Source organism: Stenotrophomonas sp. BIO128-Bstrain (assembly GCF_030128875.1).
GTDB lineage: Bacteria > Pseudomonadota > Gammaproteobacteria > Xanthomonadales > Xanthomonadaceae > Stenotrophomonas > Stenotrophomonas bentonitica_A.
Genome location: NZ_CP124620.1, coordinates 728,056 through 743,222, shown reverse-complemented (window position 1 = coordinate 743,222; position 15,167 = coordinate 728,056). Strand labels below are relative to the sequence as shown.

General features: G+C 67.1%; 19 protein-coding genes and 1 tRNA gene. 7 read left to right on the top strand and 13 right to left on the bottom strand.

All coding sequences use genetic code 11. The features are described from left to right. Positions 1-48: 48 nt before the first annotated feature. Entirely contained in the window at positions 49-1,089 is a 1,041-nt protein-coding gene (locus tag POS15_RS03210; protein WP_343313038.1) for a linear amide C-N hydrolase, read from the bottom strand. A gap of 282 nt (positions 1,090-1,371) precedes the next feature. On the opposite strand from POS15_RS03210, the gene POS15_RS03205 reads away from it, so the two are divergent. After that, entirely contained in the window at positions 1,372-1,647 is a 276-nt protein-coding gene (locus POS15_RS03205; RefSeq protein ID WP_284128937.1) for a peptidase, read from the top strand. Positions 1,648-1,659: 12 nt separating this feature from the next. Here POS15_RS03205 and POS15_RS03200 read toward each other — a convergent pair whose 3' ends face one another. From POS15_RS03200 to POS15_RS03190, 3 genes are all read right to left on the bottom strand, one after another. After that, positions 1,660-1,908, bottom strand: a complete 249-nt coding sequence (locus tag POS15_RS03200; protein ID WP_019182781.1) for a hypothetical protein — start codon at positions 1,906-1,908, stop codon at positions 1,660-1,662. 69 nt (positions 1,909-1,977) lie between these two features. Beyond that, positions 1,978-3,342 carry a HAMP domain-containing sensor histidine kinase gene (locus POS15_RS03195; protein WP_284128936.1) on the bottom strand — a complete coding sequence of 455 codons (1,365 nt, stop codon included), beginning with the start codon at positions 3,340-3,342 and terminating at the stop codon, positions 1,978-1,980. Next, the gene (locus tag POS15_RS03190) at positions 3,339-4,013 is read right to left on the bottom strand and encodes a response regulator transcription factor (protein WP_019182779.1); all 675 of its coding nucleotides are present in this window, start codon (positions 4,011-4,013) and stop codon (positions 3,339-3,341) included. Before POS15_RS03190 ends, POS15_RS03195 begins: the two co-directional genes overlap by 4 nt. Before the next feature lie 115 nt (positions 4,014-4,128). On the opposite strand from POS15_RS03190, the gene POS15_RS03185 reads away from it, so the two are divergent. The 4 genes from POS15_RS03185 to POS15_RS03170 all read left to right on the top strand — a co-directional run bounded on the left by POS15_RS03185 (position 4,129) and on the right by POS15_RS03170 (position 6,493). Next, positions 4,129-4,917 (top strand): MipA/OmpV family protein, encoded by a 789-nt coding sequence (locus POS15_RS03185; RefSeq protein WP_019182778.1) that lies wholly within the window; start codon positions 4,129-4,131, stop codon positions 4,915-4,917. Between the two features lie 2 nt (positions 4,918-4,919). Further along, the gene (locus POS15_RS03180; protein ID WP_046273230.1) at positions 4,920-5,132 is read left to right on the top strand and encodes a hypothetical protein; all 213 of its coding nucleotides are present in this window, start codon (positions 4,920-4,922) and stop codon (positions 5,130-5,132) included. Positions 5,133-5,170: 38 nt separating this feature from the next. After that, on the top strand, positions 5,171-5,587 hold the full coding sequence (locus POS15_RS03175) for a hypothetical protein (protein ID WP_284128935.1): 417 nt from the start codon (positions 5,171-5,173) through the stop codon (positions 5,585-5,587). Between the two features lie 135 nt (positions 5,588-5,722). Next, positions 5,723-6,493 carry a transporter gene (locus tag POS15_RS03170; RefSeq protein WP_284128934.1) on the top strand — a complete coding sequence of 257 codons (771 nt, stop codon included), beginning with the start codon at positions 5,723-5,725 and terminating at the stop codon, positions 6,491-6,493. Between the two features lie 94 nt (positions 6,494-6,587). Here POS15_RS03170 and POS15_RS03165 read toward each other — a convergent pair whose 3' ends face one another. The 4 genes from POS15_RS03165 to POS15_RS03150 all read right to left on the bottom strand — a co-directional run bounded on the left by POS15_RS03165 (position 6,588) and on the right by POS15_RS03150 (position 9,180). Beyond that, on the bottom strand, positions 6,588-6,761 hold the full coding sequence (locus POS15_RS03165; protein ID WP_019182774.1) for a DUF1328 family protein: 174 nt from the start codon (positions 6,759-6,761) through the stop codon (positions 6,588-6,590). 96 nt (positions 6,762-6,857) lie between these two features. Further along, positions 6,858-7,313 carry a GNAT family N-acetyltransferase gene (locus tag POS15_RS03160; protein WP_046273232.1) on the bottom strand — a complete coding sequence of 152 codons (456 nt, stop codon included), beginning with the start codon at positions 7,311-7,313 and terminating at the stop codon, positions 6,858-6,860. Positions 7,314-7,685: 372 nt separating this feature from the next. After that, complete coding sequence (gene panB, locus POS15_RS03155) at positions 7,686-8,531, bottom strand: 3-methyl-2-oxobutanoate hydroxymethyltransferase (RefSeq protein ID WP_019182771.1); 846 nt, start codon at positions 8,529-8,531, stop codon at positions 7,686-7,688. 31 nt (positions 8,532-8,562) lie between these two features. Beyond that, complete coding sequence (locus POS15_RS03150; RefSeq protein WP_019182770.1) at positions 8,563-9,180, bottom strand: LysE family translocator; 618 nt, start codon at positions 9,178-9,180, stop codon at positions 8,563-8,565. Between the two features lie 119 nt (positions 9,181-9,299). On the opposite strand from POS15_RS03150, the gene POS15_RS03145 reads away from it, so the two are divergent. Beyond that, positions 9,300-9,761 (top strand): Lrp/AsnC family transcriptional regulator, encoded by a 462-nt coding sequence (locus tag POS15_RS03145; RefSeq protein ID WP_026069711.1) that lies wholly within the window; start codon positions 9,300-9,302, stop codon positions 9,759-9,761. An 82-nt stretch (positions 9,762-9,843) separates the two neighbouring features. After that, a complete protein-coding gene (locus POS15_RS03140; RefSeq protein ID WP_019182768.1) occupies positions 9,844-10,806 on the top strand; it encodes a hypothetical protein in 963 nt (320 codons plus the stop codon). Positions 10,807-10,892: 86 nt separating this feature from the next. Here the strand turns inward: POS15_RS03140 and POS15_RS03135 are convergent. The 5 genes from POS15_RS03135 to POS15_RS03115 form a co-directional block, all read right to left on the bottom strand. Continuing rightward, a tRNA-Pro gene (locus tag POS15_RS03135) sits at positions 10,893-10,969 on the bottom strand. 67 nt (positions 10,970-11,036) lie between these two features. Next, positions 11,037-11,393 (bottom strand): MerR family transcriptional regulator, encoded by a 357-nt coding sequence (locus POS15_RS03130; RefSeq protein ID WP_019182707.1) that lies wholly within the window; start codon positions 11,391-11,393, stop codon positions 11,037-11,039. Next, positions 11,374-11,673 carry an integration host factor subunit alpha gene (locus tag POS15_RS03125; RefSeq protein WP_005410432.1) on the bottom strand — a complete coding sequence of 100 codons (300 nt, stop codon included), beginning with the start codon at positions 11,671-11,673 and terminating at the stop codon, positions 11,374-11,376. Before POS15_RS03125 ends, POS15_RS03130 begins: the two co-directional genes overlap by 20 nt. A gap of 26 nt (positions 11,674-11,699) precedes the next feature. Further along, complete coding sequence (gene pheT, locus POS15_RS03120) at positions 11,700-14,081, bottom strand: phenylalanine--tRNA ligase subunit beta (RefSeq protein WP_019182706.1); 2,382 nt, start codon at positions 14,079-14,081, stop codon at positions 11,700-11,702. A gap of 90 nt (positions 14,082-14,171) precedes the next feature. Continuing rightward, the gene (locus POS15_RS03115; protein WP_019182705.1) at positions 14,172-15,167 is read right to left on the bottom strand and encodes a phenylalanine--tRNA ligase subunit alpha; all 996 of its coding nucleotides are present in this window, start codon (positions 15,165-15,167) and stop codon (positions 14,172-14,174) included.

Here is a 15,167-nt window from a genome sequence, read left to right as displayed (position 1 = left end):
CGATAGAGCAGGCCGCAGCCTACGGGTATCGGATTAGTCTGATTTTGCTCAACTATCGGTACCAAGGAACCGGAAAGGTTCGGCCGGCTGGAATCGGGGCAGCGCGTCGCCGGCGAACACATTGCGCTGGTCCGGCCCCAGGTCGAGTTTCAGCACCGGCGCACCGCGCGAAAAATCGGCCTTGTTGAGATCCACCCAGAAGGTATTGGGGGTCATCGCCGATTCGAAGAAATACAGCTTGCGCTTGTGATCGGCGACAGTTCGCCAGCGGGTGGAAGAAATGTTCGGCTCCCCCGGCGTGGTGATTCCATAGGGCACGGACACATTGCGGATCACACTGAACACGCTCGCCAGCGCCACCACCGCCTCTTCACTTTTGGGAATGGCGTTGATGTAGAACTTCGCGCGTGCGAACCGATCGGCCGAGCGGTTGGTGCCGGGCAGCATCACGGTGCCACCAATCTCCTGCCAGTACGCGTTCAGCGCCAACTGCTGGTCGAACACGGGCGAGTTGGTCATCACCTGGTAAACGCGATCGTGATGGATCACCTGCCTGCCGTTGATGTATTCGACGATGGCGCTGTCGCCGCTGGCGTCGGACAAGGACAGGTGCAGCGTGGCCAGTCGCGATTCGCCCGGCACCTTGTCGGTCACGATGGAAAACGGCTCGCGTTCCAGCGCGGCGACGGCCTCGGCAACGGTGGCGAAATTGTCGAGCGCGTACTGCGCCCACAACGAAATCGCCAGCCCGGGTTTGCTGCCACGCTGCTGTGGGTACTCCGATTCGGCCAACCACAGCAGATTGGCTGACAGTCCCGCTTCGTTGAGGCCGTCGGTGGTGGAGATGTCGTAGCCGGTGGCGACGACGCTGCCGTAGCGCGACGTCCAGCGGATCGAGCGCGGCCCGGCCTGGCCATCGCGGCTGATGCCTTTGGGCAACACCCATAGATTGGTGGCGACATCGCTTTTCCAATCCATCGAGCGGGCGGTGATCACGTCCTGGTTGTCGCCCAGGTACACCACGCGCGTGCAGGCATCGGCCTGGGCGCAGACAAAGGTGAGTGCCGCAGCAAGCGTAATGTGACGCATCGAAAACAGCAGTTTCATGGCGTGCCTCCTGGCCGTGGCGCTGACAAGCTGGCGTCGAACCTGATACAGGCGATACCCACGCAGACTCGTCGCAAGCATCCTGCTTCAACGCATCATCGCTTCCACGGCGCTGGTCATGCACTACAACGCAGCATCGGCGGAACCGTTCCGCGTCATATCAGCCCACGCCAAGTGATGGAGGAGTGAACCCGGCATCCTGCACGTGGCATCGACGGACCCAGCGCGAGACTGCCTGCGACCTCAAGCGCCCATGGAGGGTCCATGTCCATTCGAGCCGCCCTGCTTCCCCTGCTTCCCCTGCTCGCCGCCCTCACCGCCTGCGCCCATCCTGCACCGCCACCCTCACCCACTGCGGGCGTACCGGGCGCAGACCGCGATGCGCACGGGTGCATCGGCTCGGCAGGCTACCGCTGGTGCGAACGCACACAGCAGTGCGAACGTCCTTGGGAGCTGGCGAAGGCCAAGGGGCTGGAGAATACCGCCGAGGTCATCACCGCCTACTGCGCTGAGCCGCCGGCCGGGCCGGCGAAACGCTGATCCCACACGGGATCAGCCGTCCTTGTTCTTGCCACCGAAATCGAGCGGCTTGCTGTCGCCACCGCCTCCGTCATTGAACCGGATGTTCAACTCATTGCAGCGGCTTTCACGGCGGGCGACCTGCGCCGGCAGGTCCTTCACCTGCGGCGAATCCTCGCACTGCGGGCGCGAGGCGACATCGTCATAGGTGGCGCACCCGGACAGGCCAGACAGGGCCAGGCCGGACATCACGATCACACCGAACAGCGAACGTACGCGCATCGAACCGGCACCTGAAAGGGGGACCTGTCCGTTGTCCCACGATGCCTCTGCCCGATCACCTGCCATTGGTCATGCCGGGGTCGCTGCCAGCACCGGCCGCGGATCCACCGGCAGCACCACCAGGAACCGCGCGCCACCACCGGGGGCGCTGTCCACGGCGATGGTGCCGGCATGCCGCAGCACGATCTCACGCGCGAGATGCAGGCCCAGCCCGCTGCCGCTGCCGCTGGGCCGCAACCGATGGAACGGCTCGAACACGGACAGCCGCTCGGCCTCGGGCACACCAGGGCCTTCATCGCTGACCGACAGGCTGCCGTCATCGTGCAGCGCCACCGCGATCATGCCGCGGCCACCGCCGTGGGCGATGGCGTTCTGCAGGAGGCTGGCGATGACACGGTGCAGTGCATGTGGATCGCCGCGGACCCAGATCGGCTGGTCGGGGGCGTCCACCGAGAAGCCGTAACCGGCATTCACGACCAGCGGCGCCACGTCGGCGGCAACCTCACGGGTCAGTGCGGAGAGGTCGATGCGCTGCGACTGGCTGCCGTGGCGGTCCAGCCGCTGCAGATCCAGCAGCTGCTCGGCGATGTTGCTCAGGCGGCTCAGGTCCAGCTGCAGGCGCGAGCGTGCCTCGCCGGGCGGGAGATCGGCCAGCCGCGTGGCCAGAATCGCGATCGGCATGCGCAGCTCATGCGCAGCGCCGGCGAGGAAGCGGTCCTGGGCGTCGTAGCTTTCACCGATGCGGCGCACCGCCGCGTTGAACGCATCCACCAGCGGGTAGATCTCCAGCGGTACCGCACGCGTATCCAGGCCGCTGCCACGCTCGTTGACCTGGATCGCGGCCGCCTGCGCTGCCACGCGGTTGACCCCGCGCAGCGCGCGGTGGATCACCCACGGCGCCACCACCAGCGTGATCACCAGCACCGGCAATGCGATCCAGCCCCCCAGATAGCGGAAGATCAACAGCAGCTGCCGCACGATGCTGCGTTCGGGAATGCCGCCCACCGCCACGTGCAATCGCCCTTCGGGCCGATCCACGACCACCACGCGCACGGCAAGCGCATCGGCATTGATGCGGGTGCGGATATCGGTCTGCTCGATGTGATCCAGCCGCGCGACCAACGGGCGGTACTGCACGGGCACCTCGCCATGCACCAGCCGCCGGCCGCGTTCGTCGGCGGCGGCGAACCAGAACGTGGCCGGCGGGCGCGGCACGGCCAGGGCGACCTTCGGTGGATCCGCCTCCAGCCCCTGGGCGCCAACGGAGATCGCCGATGCGATCTGGTCACTGGTCTTCCAGTCGATGTAGGCCGAGCGACGGTCGCCGTAGGTCAGCACCATCGCACTCAACGCCAGCGCGATGGTCGCCGCCTGGATCAGGCACACCTTCCAGACCAGGTTGAAGGCCAGGGAATCGGGTTTGAGCAGTCTCACGGCGTGTCCTTGAGCAGGTATCCGATGCCGCGCATGACATGGATCTCCACGCCGGCATCGGCTTCCAGCAGCGCCTTGCGCAGCTTGGAGACATGCGCATCCAGCGCGTTGGACTGGATGGCATCGTCAAAACCGTACACGGCCTCCAGCAACGAAGCGCGGCCCACCGTGCGCCCCTGGCGCAGCGCCAGCGCTTCGAGCACCAGCAGCTGCCGCCGCGGCAATGCCAGCAGCACATCGCAAACGCGTGCCTCGCGCGCCACGAAATCGAACTGCAGCCGGCCCAGTGACAACACCGGCAGGGTGATCTGCGAGGGGCGCCGGGAGATCGCGCGGATCCGTGCGAGCAGTTCTTCCACGGCGAAGGGCTTGGTCAGGTAATCATCGGCACCGACATCCAGCCCGGTGACCCGGTCGGCCACCGAAGCGCGCGCGGTCAGCATGATCACCGGCAGGTTCGGCACCCGCTCACGGGCGACCTGGACGAAACTGGCGCCATCGCCATCGGGGAGCTGGCGGTCCAGCAGGAGGATCTGGTGTACGCCGGCCTTGAGCGCTTCATCGGCCTGGGCCATCGAGCCGACCACGTCGACCACCATGCCATGGCGCGCCAGGCTGACCTGGATCGCGCTGGCCATTTCCGGATCATCTTCCAGGAGAAGAAGGCGCATGGGAGCGGTGCCTGCGGGGTACGAAGGAGGCGATGGTACCGCGCAGGCCGACGTAACGTTCCGACAATGTAGGGCGCCCACCATGAGGCTCCGGTTGTTCCCCTTCGGCAGGTCCATGCACGTCCGTTTCCGCTTTTCGCGTCCTTCTTCCGCTCTGCTTGGCCTGGCCCTGGGCACTGCGTTGACCGCCACCGGCGCCCAGGCCGCCGATGCCCCCGAAGCGGGCAGGAAAGGAAGCGTCGGCATCGCCGTTGTCGCCCTCAAGGCCCCGTACGCCGGCTATGACACCGACCGCCTGGCCGCCCCGATCGTCAGCTGGGAAGGCCGCTCGTTCTTCTTCCGCGGTGGCAGCGTGGGCTATCGCCTCCACCAGACCGCGCAGTCCGAACTGGCACTCACCGCCTCGCCGTACGTGATGCGCTTCAAACGCCGGGACAGTCATGACCCGCAGCTGCGCCAGCTGGACAACCGCAGCCTGTCCGGGATGCTGGGCGTGTCCTGGCGCCACCAGGCCGACTGGGGCGTGCTGCAGGCCAACGCGCAGGCCGAAGTGACCGGGCACGGGGGCGGCTTCTCGGCCGATGCCCGATACGCCTACCCGGTTCCCGCCGGCCGCGTGACCTTCATGCCTGCGGTGGGGGTGACCTACACCAGCGCCGATCTCAACGACTACTACTTCGGCGTGAGCCAGCGCGAAGCGGCCCGCAGTGGCCTGGCGCATTACTCGGCCGGCAGCGGCGTGTCGCCATACATGGACATCGCCGCGGTGATGCCGCTGGGCCCCCGCTGGACCGCGACCGCATCGATCCGTCGCACGTCGCTGGCCGATGCCGTGCGCGACAGCCCGATGACCCGTGGCGATCACATGGACACCGCCGCCCTCTCCCTCAGTTACGGATTCTGATCATGCGTCAGGGAATCGTACGTCGTGTCGCGGATCTGGCCTTGCAGATCGAACCGGACCGCGCCGCCGTTCTTGAATGGATTCTGCATTCCCCCCTGCCCGCGCTCGACGGGCAGACCACGTTCGAACTGGCCTGCCAAGGCCAGGGCGAACGCGTCGTCGCGCTGCTGGACACGCTGCTGCGGCAGGGCGGTCCGGCGCTGCCACGCGGCTGAACCCACGTTTTTCCCCCACCGGTGTCCTGGAGGCGCGAATGCACAACGCAACCGATACCCTGCTGCTGCGAGCAGCCAATGATGACCTGGCCGCGCATGCGATCGTGGCCAATCTCCACCGCGCGATCCAGCAGCGCATGGACCGTGACAGCCAGGCCCATGGCCGGTTCTCGCGTGCCTACATCGCCGAGCTGTTCGATATCGGGCGCACCATCAGTGCGCAGTGCCGGCCGCACCACGTCGACAGCGACTGGATCACCGCACGGCGTGCGTGGCTCGATGCGGTCCTGCGCGACCATCCGCTGGACCGTGGTGATGCGCGGCTGACCGCCGCGCGGCATGCCGCCGATGGCTTCCTGCTCCGCGCCTGCGTGCTCGGTTGTGACGCCACGCCGGACGCGGCGACCGAGCGCGTGCGTGATGCCCTCATCGCCATGACCCGGCCGGCGCGCTGAGCGACATCGCACACCGCCCTTCGGGCGGGTGTCGCCGACACCTGCACATGACCGCCGAAATCACCGTGCTACATTCTGGCCAAGGGGCAGGCTGACTGCGCCTGATGCCGGTATCGGCCGGCCTGGAGCGTGCGCATGCGGTGTTGGGCCCTGCTGGTTTCCCTGCTGTTCTCCGGTGCGGTGCACGCGCAGCAGGACGCGCCGCCGGACCTGGCCTTCGATCGCCCCGGCATGGGCTTTGCCGCCTCGACCCTGCCCCGCGGTGGCGTCGCGCTCGAGGCGGGGCTGCCCGCTTTCAGCCGCGACCGCGACGACGGGGGGGTGCTGAGCACGCAGTACAGTGCCGACATCAACCTCCGTATCGGGTTGGCCAGCCATGTGGAACTGCAGGCCTTCACCTCGCCCTGGAACCATCTGCGCGTGGCACCGCGCAATGCCCCCGCCGAGCGCAGCAGCGGTGCCGGTGATGTGGGCGTCGGCCTGAAGTTCGCCCTGCCCCTGCCCTCGGACACGCACGCCGTGGCGCAGTTGGCCAGTACCACCTTCGCCACCGGCTCGCGCGACTTCAGCGAAGGCGCCACGCAGTACGCGCTGGGTGCGAGCTACGAGTACGCGTTCAACGATCACTGGACCGGCGCGCTGTACGCCAATGTCACCCGCGGTGGCAGCGAGGACAGCGTGACCTGGGCACCCAGCCTGAGCTTTGCCGCCACCGATACCATCAGCACCTATCTGGAGGCGGGCTTCACCGATAGCGACGGTGAGCCTTCGACCGGAATAGCGGGGGCTGGCATCACCTGGATGGTGACCCCGACAGTCCAGCTGGATGCCTCGTTCGACGTGGGCCTGGATGAGGACAGCCCGGACACGCAGGCCGGGCTGGGGGTATCGGTGTATTTCCAGTGAGCTGCGTGCGCTGGAACGAGAGCCACCAATGAAAAGGCCTGCGCGAAATCGCGCAGGCCTTCGTTCCTGACCGTTGGCGCAGGCGCGCGCCCGGTCAGGTCACCTTCTTGGCGATGGTCATGCCCAGTACGAACAGCACGACGGCGATGATGATGCCCGCCCAGAACAGGAACTTGGCAATGCCGATGGCGGCGCCACCGATGCCCGCAAAACCGAGGGCGCCGGCGATCAGGCCGATGACAGCAAAAATGATGGCCCACTTGATCATGATGATCCTTTCCCCGAATCGGGTTGAATGACAGGACTCCACCGTAGCCACTGGGCTGTCTCACCTTCGTGAACGCGTCGGCTGAACGGTGTGAAGTCAGGGGCGGGCCATGAGCTGCATGTTCATCGGCTGATACCTCAGGCCGGAGGATTCGGCCGCCTCGCCTGCGCACGCAAAGCCATAGCGCTCATACGCCGGCACCGACGACAGCGAAGCGCTGACACTCAGCACATCCACGCGTGCGTGATCGATCATGGCGGCCATCAGCGCCTTGCCTATGCCCTGCTGCTGAGCGGCAGGGTCCACGAACAACATCGCCACGTGGCGGCCCTCCTTGAGCTCCGCCACACCGACGATACGGTCCTGCTGTTCGAACACCAGCATGAGGTTGTCGTGCGACATCCGCGTACGGAATCCTTCCACCGAAGCGATGCGGGAAAACGTCTCGATACCCACTGGGGTCAGTGAATCGGCCACCGATCCCATGAAGGCCGCCATACAGATGCGGCTGGCCTGTTCCAGATCCGCCGCTAGCAAGGTGCGCACCGCCATCTTTTTCTCTTTCCTCGTCCATGGGGTTGAGCAGTCACTCTACCCCGATGGCCCCTACCCGCCCATTCTTCGTCGCATGCGGGGGCAGGCCAGGGATCCTCACCCGGCACATCGGGCAGTGGCGAGCGCTCGGCAGTACTGCTGCCCCGGGCACGGACGAACCCGCCGCGTGCGGGCACCGGCAGCACCCAGGACACCGAGCGCCACGCGCCCTGCCCGGTCCAATCGCCAGCCCCGAACACCCGCGTGTGCATGCTCAGCCCCTGCGCATCGCCCTGCGCGCCCACGATCAGCTCCAGATGATCCAGCACCGGATGCTGACCGGCGGCATTGGGCGGGGTGGGCACGCGCCTCAGGCGATACGCCTGTCGATCAGAACGTGTGTTCCGGGCCGGGGAACGTGCCTGCCCCCACCTCAGCCGCGAACTCACGTGCCGCCTTCTGCAGCAGCCCGTGCATGTCCGCGTACTGCTTCACGAAGCGCGGCAGCTTGCCGGTGCGCAGCCCGGCCATGTCCTGCCAGACCAGCACCTGTGCATCGCAGTCGCTGCCCGCCCCGATGCCGACGGTGGGGATCTTCAGCGCCGCGGTGATCTGGGCGGCAACCGCGCCGGGCACCATCTCCATCAGCACGGCGAACGCACCTGCCGCCTCCAGCGCACGCGCTTCCTCGATCAGGCGCGCGCCATCGTCGCCCCGCCCCTGCACGCGGAAGCCACCCAGCTGATGCTCCGACTGCGGCGTGAAGCCAATGTGCGCCATTACCGGAATGCCACAGCTGACCAGTTTGCGTACCTGCGGCACCATCTCGATGCCGCCCTCCAGCTTGACAGCATGCGCCCCGCCTTCCTTCATGAAACGGACGGCGGTATGGAAGCACTGCTCCGGCGAGGCCTGGTAGGAACCGAACGGCAGATCGGCGATCACCAGCGGCCGGCGCGTGCAGCGGCTCACCGCGCGCACCAGCGGCATCAGCTCATCGACCGTGACCGGCAGCAGCGAGTCGTTGCCGAACACGTTGTTGGACGCCGAATCGCCGATCAGCAGCACCGGAATGCCGGCGTCTTCGAAGATCGCCGCGGTATACATGTCGTAGGCGGTGAGCATCGCCCACTTCTCGCCGCGCTCCTTCATCTGCTGCAGATGCGGGATACGCACGCGCGGGGCCGGGACCGGGGCACTGCCCGGGGTCGCGTAGGGATGGAGCTGTTCGGTCATGCGAAGGATCCTGGTGGGGAACAACGTGGGGTCAGAGTGTGCCGGTTCCGCTCAGCAAGAGCACCGCGATCAGGATCATCGCGGCGCCCGAGATGCGGCCGACCACGCGTGATGCACGGGGGCGGGTGCGCAGCACGGCACCGGCGCCATACCCGACGGCCAGATAGACCGCCGCGCAGCTGACCAGATGCACCATGCCCAGCGCGAGGATCTGCACAGGCATCGCCCATGCCGCGCTGGCGGAAATGAACTGGGGCAGCAGCGCCAGGAACAGCAACAGCACCTTGGGATTGAGCCCGCTCACGCAGGCGCCCTTGACCGCCCAGTGGCGCCAGCCCGCCACGGCCTGCCCCGCTTCGGCGGCGGCGACCGGCGGATGGCGCAGCAGCCCGATGCCCAGCCACAGCAGATACAGCGCGCCCAGGACGGTCAGTACGTGCAGCGCGACCGGTGCCTGGGCGAACAGCGCGCCGACGCCCGCAGCGACCAGCCCGATCGCCAGCAGGTGACCGGACAACAACCCGGCCACCGCCGGCACTACCGCGCGCCCGCGCAGGCCGGCAGCGATCGCGTGCGCCCAATCCGCGCCGGGGGTGAGCACGAAGAGGATCGAGACCGCCCAGAAGGCGGCAATGACGCTGGGTTGCATGGGGTCCAAAGGGCGGTCTTGCCGCGATCCGTGTGCCAGACAGAAGAATATTCCCGCTCCTTTGGAATGTGCTTCCAAATACTTGCCCGGCACGGCCACTCAGGAGGAAACTCTTGCGCATGGACATCACCGACCAGCGGATTCTTGCCGAGCTGCAGAAGGACGGCCGCCTCACCGTGACCGAACTGGCCGAGCGCATCGGCCTGAGCGTCTCGCCCTGCCACCGTCGCGTGCGGGCGCTGGAACAGTCCGGCGCGATCCGGGGCTACCGCGCCGAGCTCGATCCCGCCGCGCTGGGCCTGAAGTTCTCGGCGCTGGTGTTCATCACCCTGCGCGACGGCGACCGCCACGCCGTGGACGCTTTCGAGCAGGCTGTCGCCGAGGTGCCCCAGGTCCTGCAGGCGCAGCGCCTGTTCGGCGATCCGGACTACCTGCTGCACGTCATCACCCGCGACCTGGCCGCGTTCCGGCAGCTTTACGACGAACACCTTTCCGCCCTGCCCGGCGTGCAGCGGCTGACCTCGACCCTGGTGATGAAGGATGTGGTGATCGACCGGCCGTTGCCGTTGCACGCTCAGTGAGGCGACGGCTCTAAACCTTCTGGCCGCTGCCGGCATCCAACGGTGGGACAGCCACCGGACGAGGAACGACATGAAGCCATGGATGCGGATACTCCCGACGCTGCTCATCGCTGGCCTACTGCCGCTGGGCTCGGCCGCGGCCGAGCAACACGGCTCGGCGCAGGTGGTCACCGCCGACATCGAGAACTTCTGGATCGCCCACGATGCGATCCGCAGCGAACCAGACCCAGCGCGCAGACAGCAGCTCATCCAGTTGCTCTACATCGACAGGGGCACGCCCGGCCTGCATGCCTTGATGCAGGCCCGCGCCTATACCGCCGGGCAGTACGTGGCCGCGATCGATGCCTGGCCGCGCTACTGGGCGTCTGTGCGCCCGCTGACCCACCGGGCCTTCGCTGCGACCACCGGGCTGGAAGCTGACCTTGCCACGTTGAAACGCCTGTATCCGGCATTGCGCCCGGCCAGCATCACCTATGCGATCGGCGTGCTGCGCACCGGCGGCACCACGTTGGACGACAAGGTATTGATCGGCGCCGAACTCGCCCTGGGCGATGACACCGTGGACGTGTCCGAACTTCCCCAGCCGTTGCAGACGCGACTGCGCACGTTCTATGCCTCCCAGCCATTCCACAACAACGGCCAGAACAACATCCACGAGTACATCCACACCCAGCAGATCGAGGCCGGCGACACCTTGGCGCAGTACGCGCTGCGTGAGGGCGTGGCGGAACTGGTGGCCGAACGGGTCACCGGAAAGAAGCCCGACCTGCCGCTGTACGTGTATGGACCGACGCACGAGGCCGAGCTCAAGCGGCAGTTCCAGGCGGACCGTCGCGGCAACGACTACCGCGACTGGCTGTACAACAGCAGCGCCAACCGTTTCGGCGTCAGTGATCTGGGTTATTACGTGGGGTATCGCATCGCCAGCGCGTACTACGCGGCACAACCGGACAAAGCCAAGGCGATCGCCACGTTGATCGAGCTGCGGTACGACGATGTGGCGGCGGTGGATGAGGTGATCTTGCGGTCCGGGTACATTCGCTGAGCCGTGAGCACCGCCGCGGGTAAGCAGCCCACAAAGAAAAAAGGCCTGCGCATCGCTGCACAAGCCTTTGATCGAATCACCAACATTGGTCGGGACGGCCGGATTTGAACCGACGACCCTCTGCCCCCCAGGCAGATGCGCTACCAGGCTGCGCTACGCCCCGATGATGCTGGCAATGTCCCCGCCTCTCAGCGGGCCGACGAGTATAACGGGTTTGCGTGAAAAATGGTTCAGCGGCGCAGCAATTGAAGCACTTCTTCCAGTTCCATCCGCGTCTGCTTGATGATCTGGTTGCTCAGCGCCGATTCCTCGCGCGCATCGGCACCTTCCAGGCGCAGGCGCGCACCGCCGATGGTGTAGCCCTGCTCGTAGAGCAGGCCGCGGATCTGGCGGACCATCAGCACGTCGTGGCGCTGGTAGTAGCGGCGGTTGCCGCGGCGCTTGGCCGGCTCCAGGCTGGGGAATTCGGTTTCCCAGTAGCGCAGCACGTGCGGCTTGACGTCGCACAGTTCGCTGACCTCACCGATGGTGAAGTAGCGCTTGGCCGGTATCGGCGGAAGTTCTCGGTTACTGCCCGGATCCAGCATATGCCTCTACCCTTTCCTTGAGCTTCTGGCCCGGACGGAAGGTGACCACCGTACGGGCGGAAATCGGAATTTCCTCACCGGTCTTGGGGTTGCGACCCGGGCGCTGGTTCTTGCGCCGCAGGTCGAAATTCCCGAAGCCGGACAGCTTCACCTGACGTCCCTGTTCCAATGCTTCACGCAGCACATCGAAGAACGCGTCGACAAATTCCTTGGCTTCGCGCTTGTTCAGACCGACTTCGTCGAACAGCTTCTCGGCCATCTCCGCCTTGGTCAATGCCATTGCCTGCTATCCCCCATGCTTCCCGCTCAACCGCGGATCCGGGCGTGATGTTCACGCTCCATGGCAGAGACCGCCTCGGCCACCACCGCATCCACGTCGCGGTCCGTCAGAGTGCGCGACTTGTCCTGCAAAATCAAGCCCATAGCGAGACTCTTGAAGCCCGGCTCGACCCCCTGGCCGACGTACCGGTCGAACAGCGTGACCTCGCGCAGCAGCGGGCCGGCAGCCCGGCGCAGGGTCGCTTCCAGGTCGGCCCAGGCGGCGGCCTCGGGCACCAGGAAGGCCAGATCGCGGCGCATCGACGGGAAGCGCGACAGGTCGGTGGCGCGCGGCAGGGCGCGGGCGGCCAGCGGGGCCAGGTCCAGCTCGAAGGCGACCACGTCCACGTCGATATCCATGGCCTTGGCCAGCCGCGGATGGATCTGGCCGATCCAGCCCAGGCTCACGCCGTCACGGTAGACCTCGGCCGAGCGTGCCGGGTGGCCGTACGGACGCTGCGAGGGCCTGAACTCGAGCTCGGCGCCGCTGGCACCAGCCAGCGATTCCAGGTCGCCCTTGAGGTCATGGAAGTCGACCTTGCGGGTCGGCAGGCCCCATTGCTGGGTGTCGGCATCGCCACAGATCGCGGCAGCCACGCGCTGGGTTTCCAGCGGCGCGGGCTGGCCCTCGCCAGCCTGCTGGTGGAACACGCGCCCCAGTTCGAACAGGCGCACGCGGCCCAGCTGGCGGGCGGCGTTGCGGCCCAGGGTGGCGACCAGGCCCGGCAGCAGCGACGGGCGCATCACCGCCAGTTCGGCCGACAGCGGATTGGCCAGCGCGACCAGACCCTCGCTCAGCTGCCACTGCGCGAGCAGCGCGGCATCGACGAAGGCGTAATTGATGGTTTCCTGCAGGTCACGGGCCACCAGCTGGCGGCGCACGCTCAGGTCGTCCAGGCGGGTCTCGGTCGGCATGGCGATGCGCGAGGCACCGCCCGGCAGCGTGGTCGGAATCTGCTCGTACCCGTGGATACGGGCCAGCTCTTCGATCAAGTCTTCTTCGATGGCGATATCGAAACGGCGGCTCGGCGCGGTGACCTGCCAGCCATCAGCGGTCGGGGCCACGTCCATGCCCAGCGCGCGCAGGATGCGCTCCACATCGGCATCGGCGATCTGGATGCCCAGCACGCGCGCGATACGGGCGCGGCGCAGGCCGATGGTGGCGGTCGCCGGCAGGTCGGCGTCGCGCACGGCCTCGGTGACCGGCGCGGGGGTGCCGCCGGCCAGGTCCAAAATCAGGCGGGTGGCGTACTCGATCGCCGCGCGCGGCAGCACCGGGTCGACACCGCGCTCGAAGCGGTGGCCGGCATCGGTGTGCAGGCCCAGCTTGCGGCCACGGCCCATGATCGCGGCGGGCGCGAAGTGCGCGGCCTCCAGGAACACGTTGGTGGTGTCGTCGGTGACGCGCGTATCGAAGCCGCCCATCAGGCCGGCCAGCGCGATCGGGCGGTCGGCATCGGTGACCAGCAGGAAGCTGTCGTCCAGCGCGGCGTCGCGACCATCGAGCAGCTTCAGGGTCTCACCCGCACGCGAACGACGCACGCCGATGCTGCCCTGCAGGGTGCCCAGATCGAAGGCATGCATCGGCTGGCCGAGCTCGAGCATCACGTACTGGGTGACGTCCACCAGCAGCGACACCGGGCGCACCCCACTGCGGCGCAGGCGCTCGGCCATCCACAGCGGGGTCGCGGCACGGGCGTTGACGCCCTCGATCACGCGACCAACGTAACGCGGTGCTTCGGCGCCAGCGTCCAGCTGGATGGACAGTTCACGCGTGCCCACGGCGGCCACCGGCGCAGCGTCGAACGGCACCACTTCACTGGCGCACGCAGCGGCCACGTCGAAGGCGATGCCGCGGATGCTGAAGCAGTCGGCGCGGTTCGGGGTCAGCTTGATCTCGATGCTGGCGTCGGGCAGGCCGAGGTACTCGACCAGGGTCTGGCCGACGGGCGCATCGTCGGGCAGTTCGAACAGGCCGGACGCATCGGTGTCCAGGCCCAGCTCCTTGGCCGAGCACAGCATGCCGTTGGATTCCACGCCACGCAGCTTGGCCGGCTTGATCTTCAGATCACCGATCTGGGCGCCCACCATTGCCAGCGGTGCGACCAGGCCCGGGCGCGCGTTCGGCGCACCGCATACGATCTGCAGGTGCTCGCCCTGCCCCGCATCGACCTGGCAGATCTGCAGGCGGTCGGCTTCGGGATGGCGTTCGGCGGAAATGATCTTCGCCACGACCACATGCTGCAGGCCATCGCCCAGCGCATCGACCTCTTCCACTTCCAGACCGATCGCGGTCAGCACCGCGCTGAGTTCATCGCGCGAGACGGTGGTCGGGACGTGGCTGCGCAGCCAGTTTTCAGAGAATTTCATGGTGTCACCCTGGTGGGCCCGGCGCAGGCGCCTGGGCCGTGATGAATGGTGGTGCGACGTAGCGCCGGGGGCTGCCCGGCGGTTACGCTGTTACGCGAACTGCTTCAGGAACCGCACGTCGTTTTCGAAGAACGCGCGCAGGTCGTTGACGCCGTAACGCAGCATCGCAAAGCGCTCCACGCCCAGGCCGAAGGCGAAGCCGGTATAGCGCTCCGGATCGATGCCGACGCTGCGCAGCACGTTCGGGTGGACCATGCCGCAGCCAAGCACTTCCAGCCAGCGGGTGCTGCCGTCAGGCTGCTGCCAGGCGATGTCCACTTCCGCGCCGGGTTCCACGAAGGGGAAGTAGCTGGGACGGAAACGCATCTCGAAATCGCGCTCGAAGAACGCGCGCACGAACTCGGACAGCGTGCCCTTCAGATCGGCGAACGTGGAGTGCTCGTCGACCAGCAGGCCTTCGACCTGGTGGAACATCGGCGAATGGGTCTGGTCGCTGTCGCTGCGGTACACCTTGCCGGCCGCGATCATGCGCAGCGGCGGAGCGTGCTCGCCCATGTAGCGCACCTGCACACCGGAGGTATGCGTGCGCAGCAGGCGGCCATCGCCGAAATAGAAAGTGTCGTGCATCGCGCGCGCCGGGTGGTGCGGCGGGAAGTTCAGCGCTTCGAAGTTGTGCCAGTCATCTTCGATTTCCGGGCCTTCGGAGAGCTCGTAACCCAGGCGGCCGAAGATCTCGGTGATGCGCTCCAGGGTACGGGTCACCGGGTGCAGGCCACCGCGCTCTTCGCGACGGCCCGGCAGGGTGATGTCGATCGCTTCGGCGGCCAGGCGCGCGTCCAGCGCAGCGTCTTCCAGCACGGTCTTGCGATCACCCAGCGCGCTGGTCAGCGCGTCACGGGCACGGTTGATGGCTTCGCCGGCGGCTTTGCGCTCATCGGCCGGCAGGCCACCAAGCTGCTTGAGCTGGGCGGTGATGCTGCCGTTCTTGCCCAGCAGGGCCACGCGCAGGGCTTCCAGCGCGTCGGGGCTCTGGGCAGCGGCCACGTCGGCCAGTGCCTGCGTGGTCAGGGATTGGATGTCACTCAT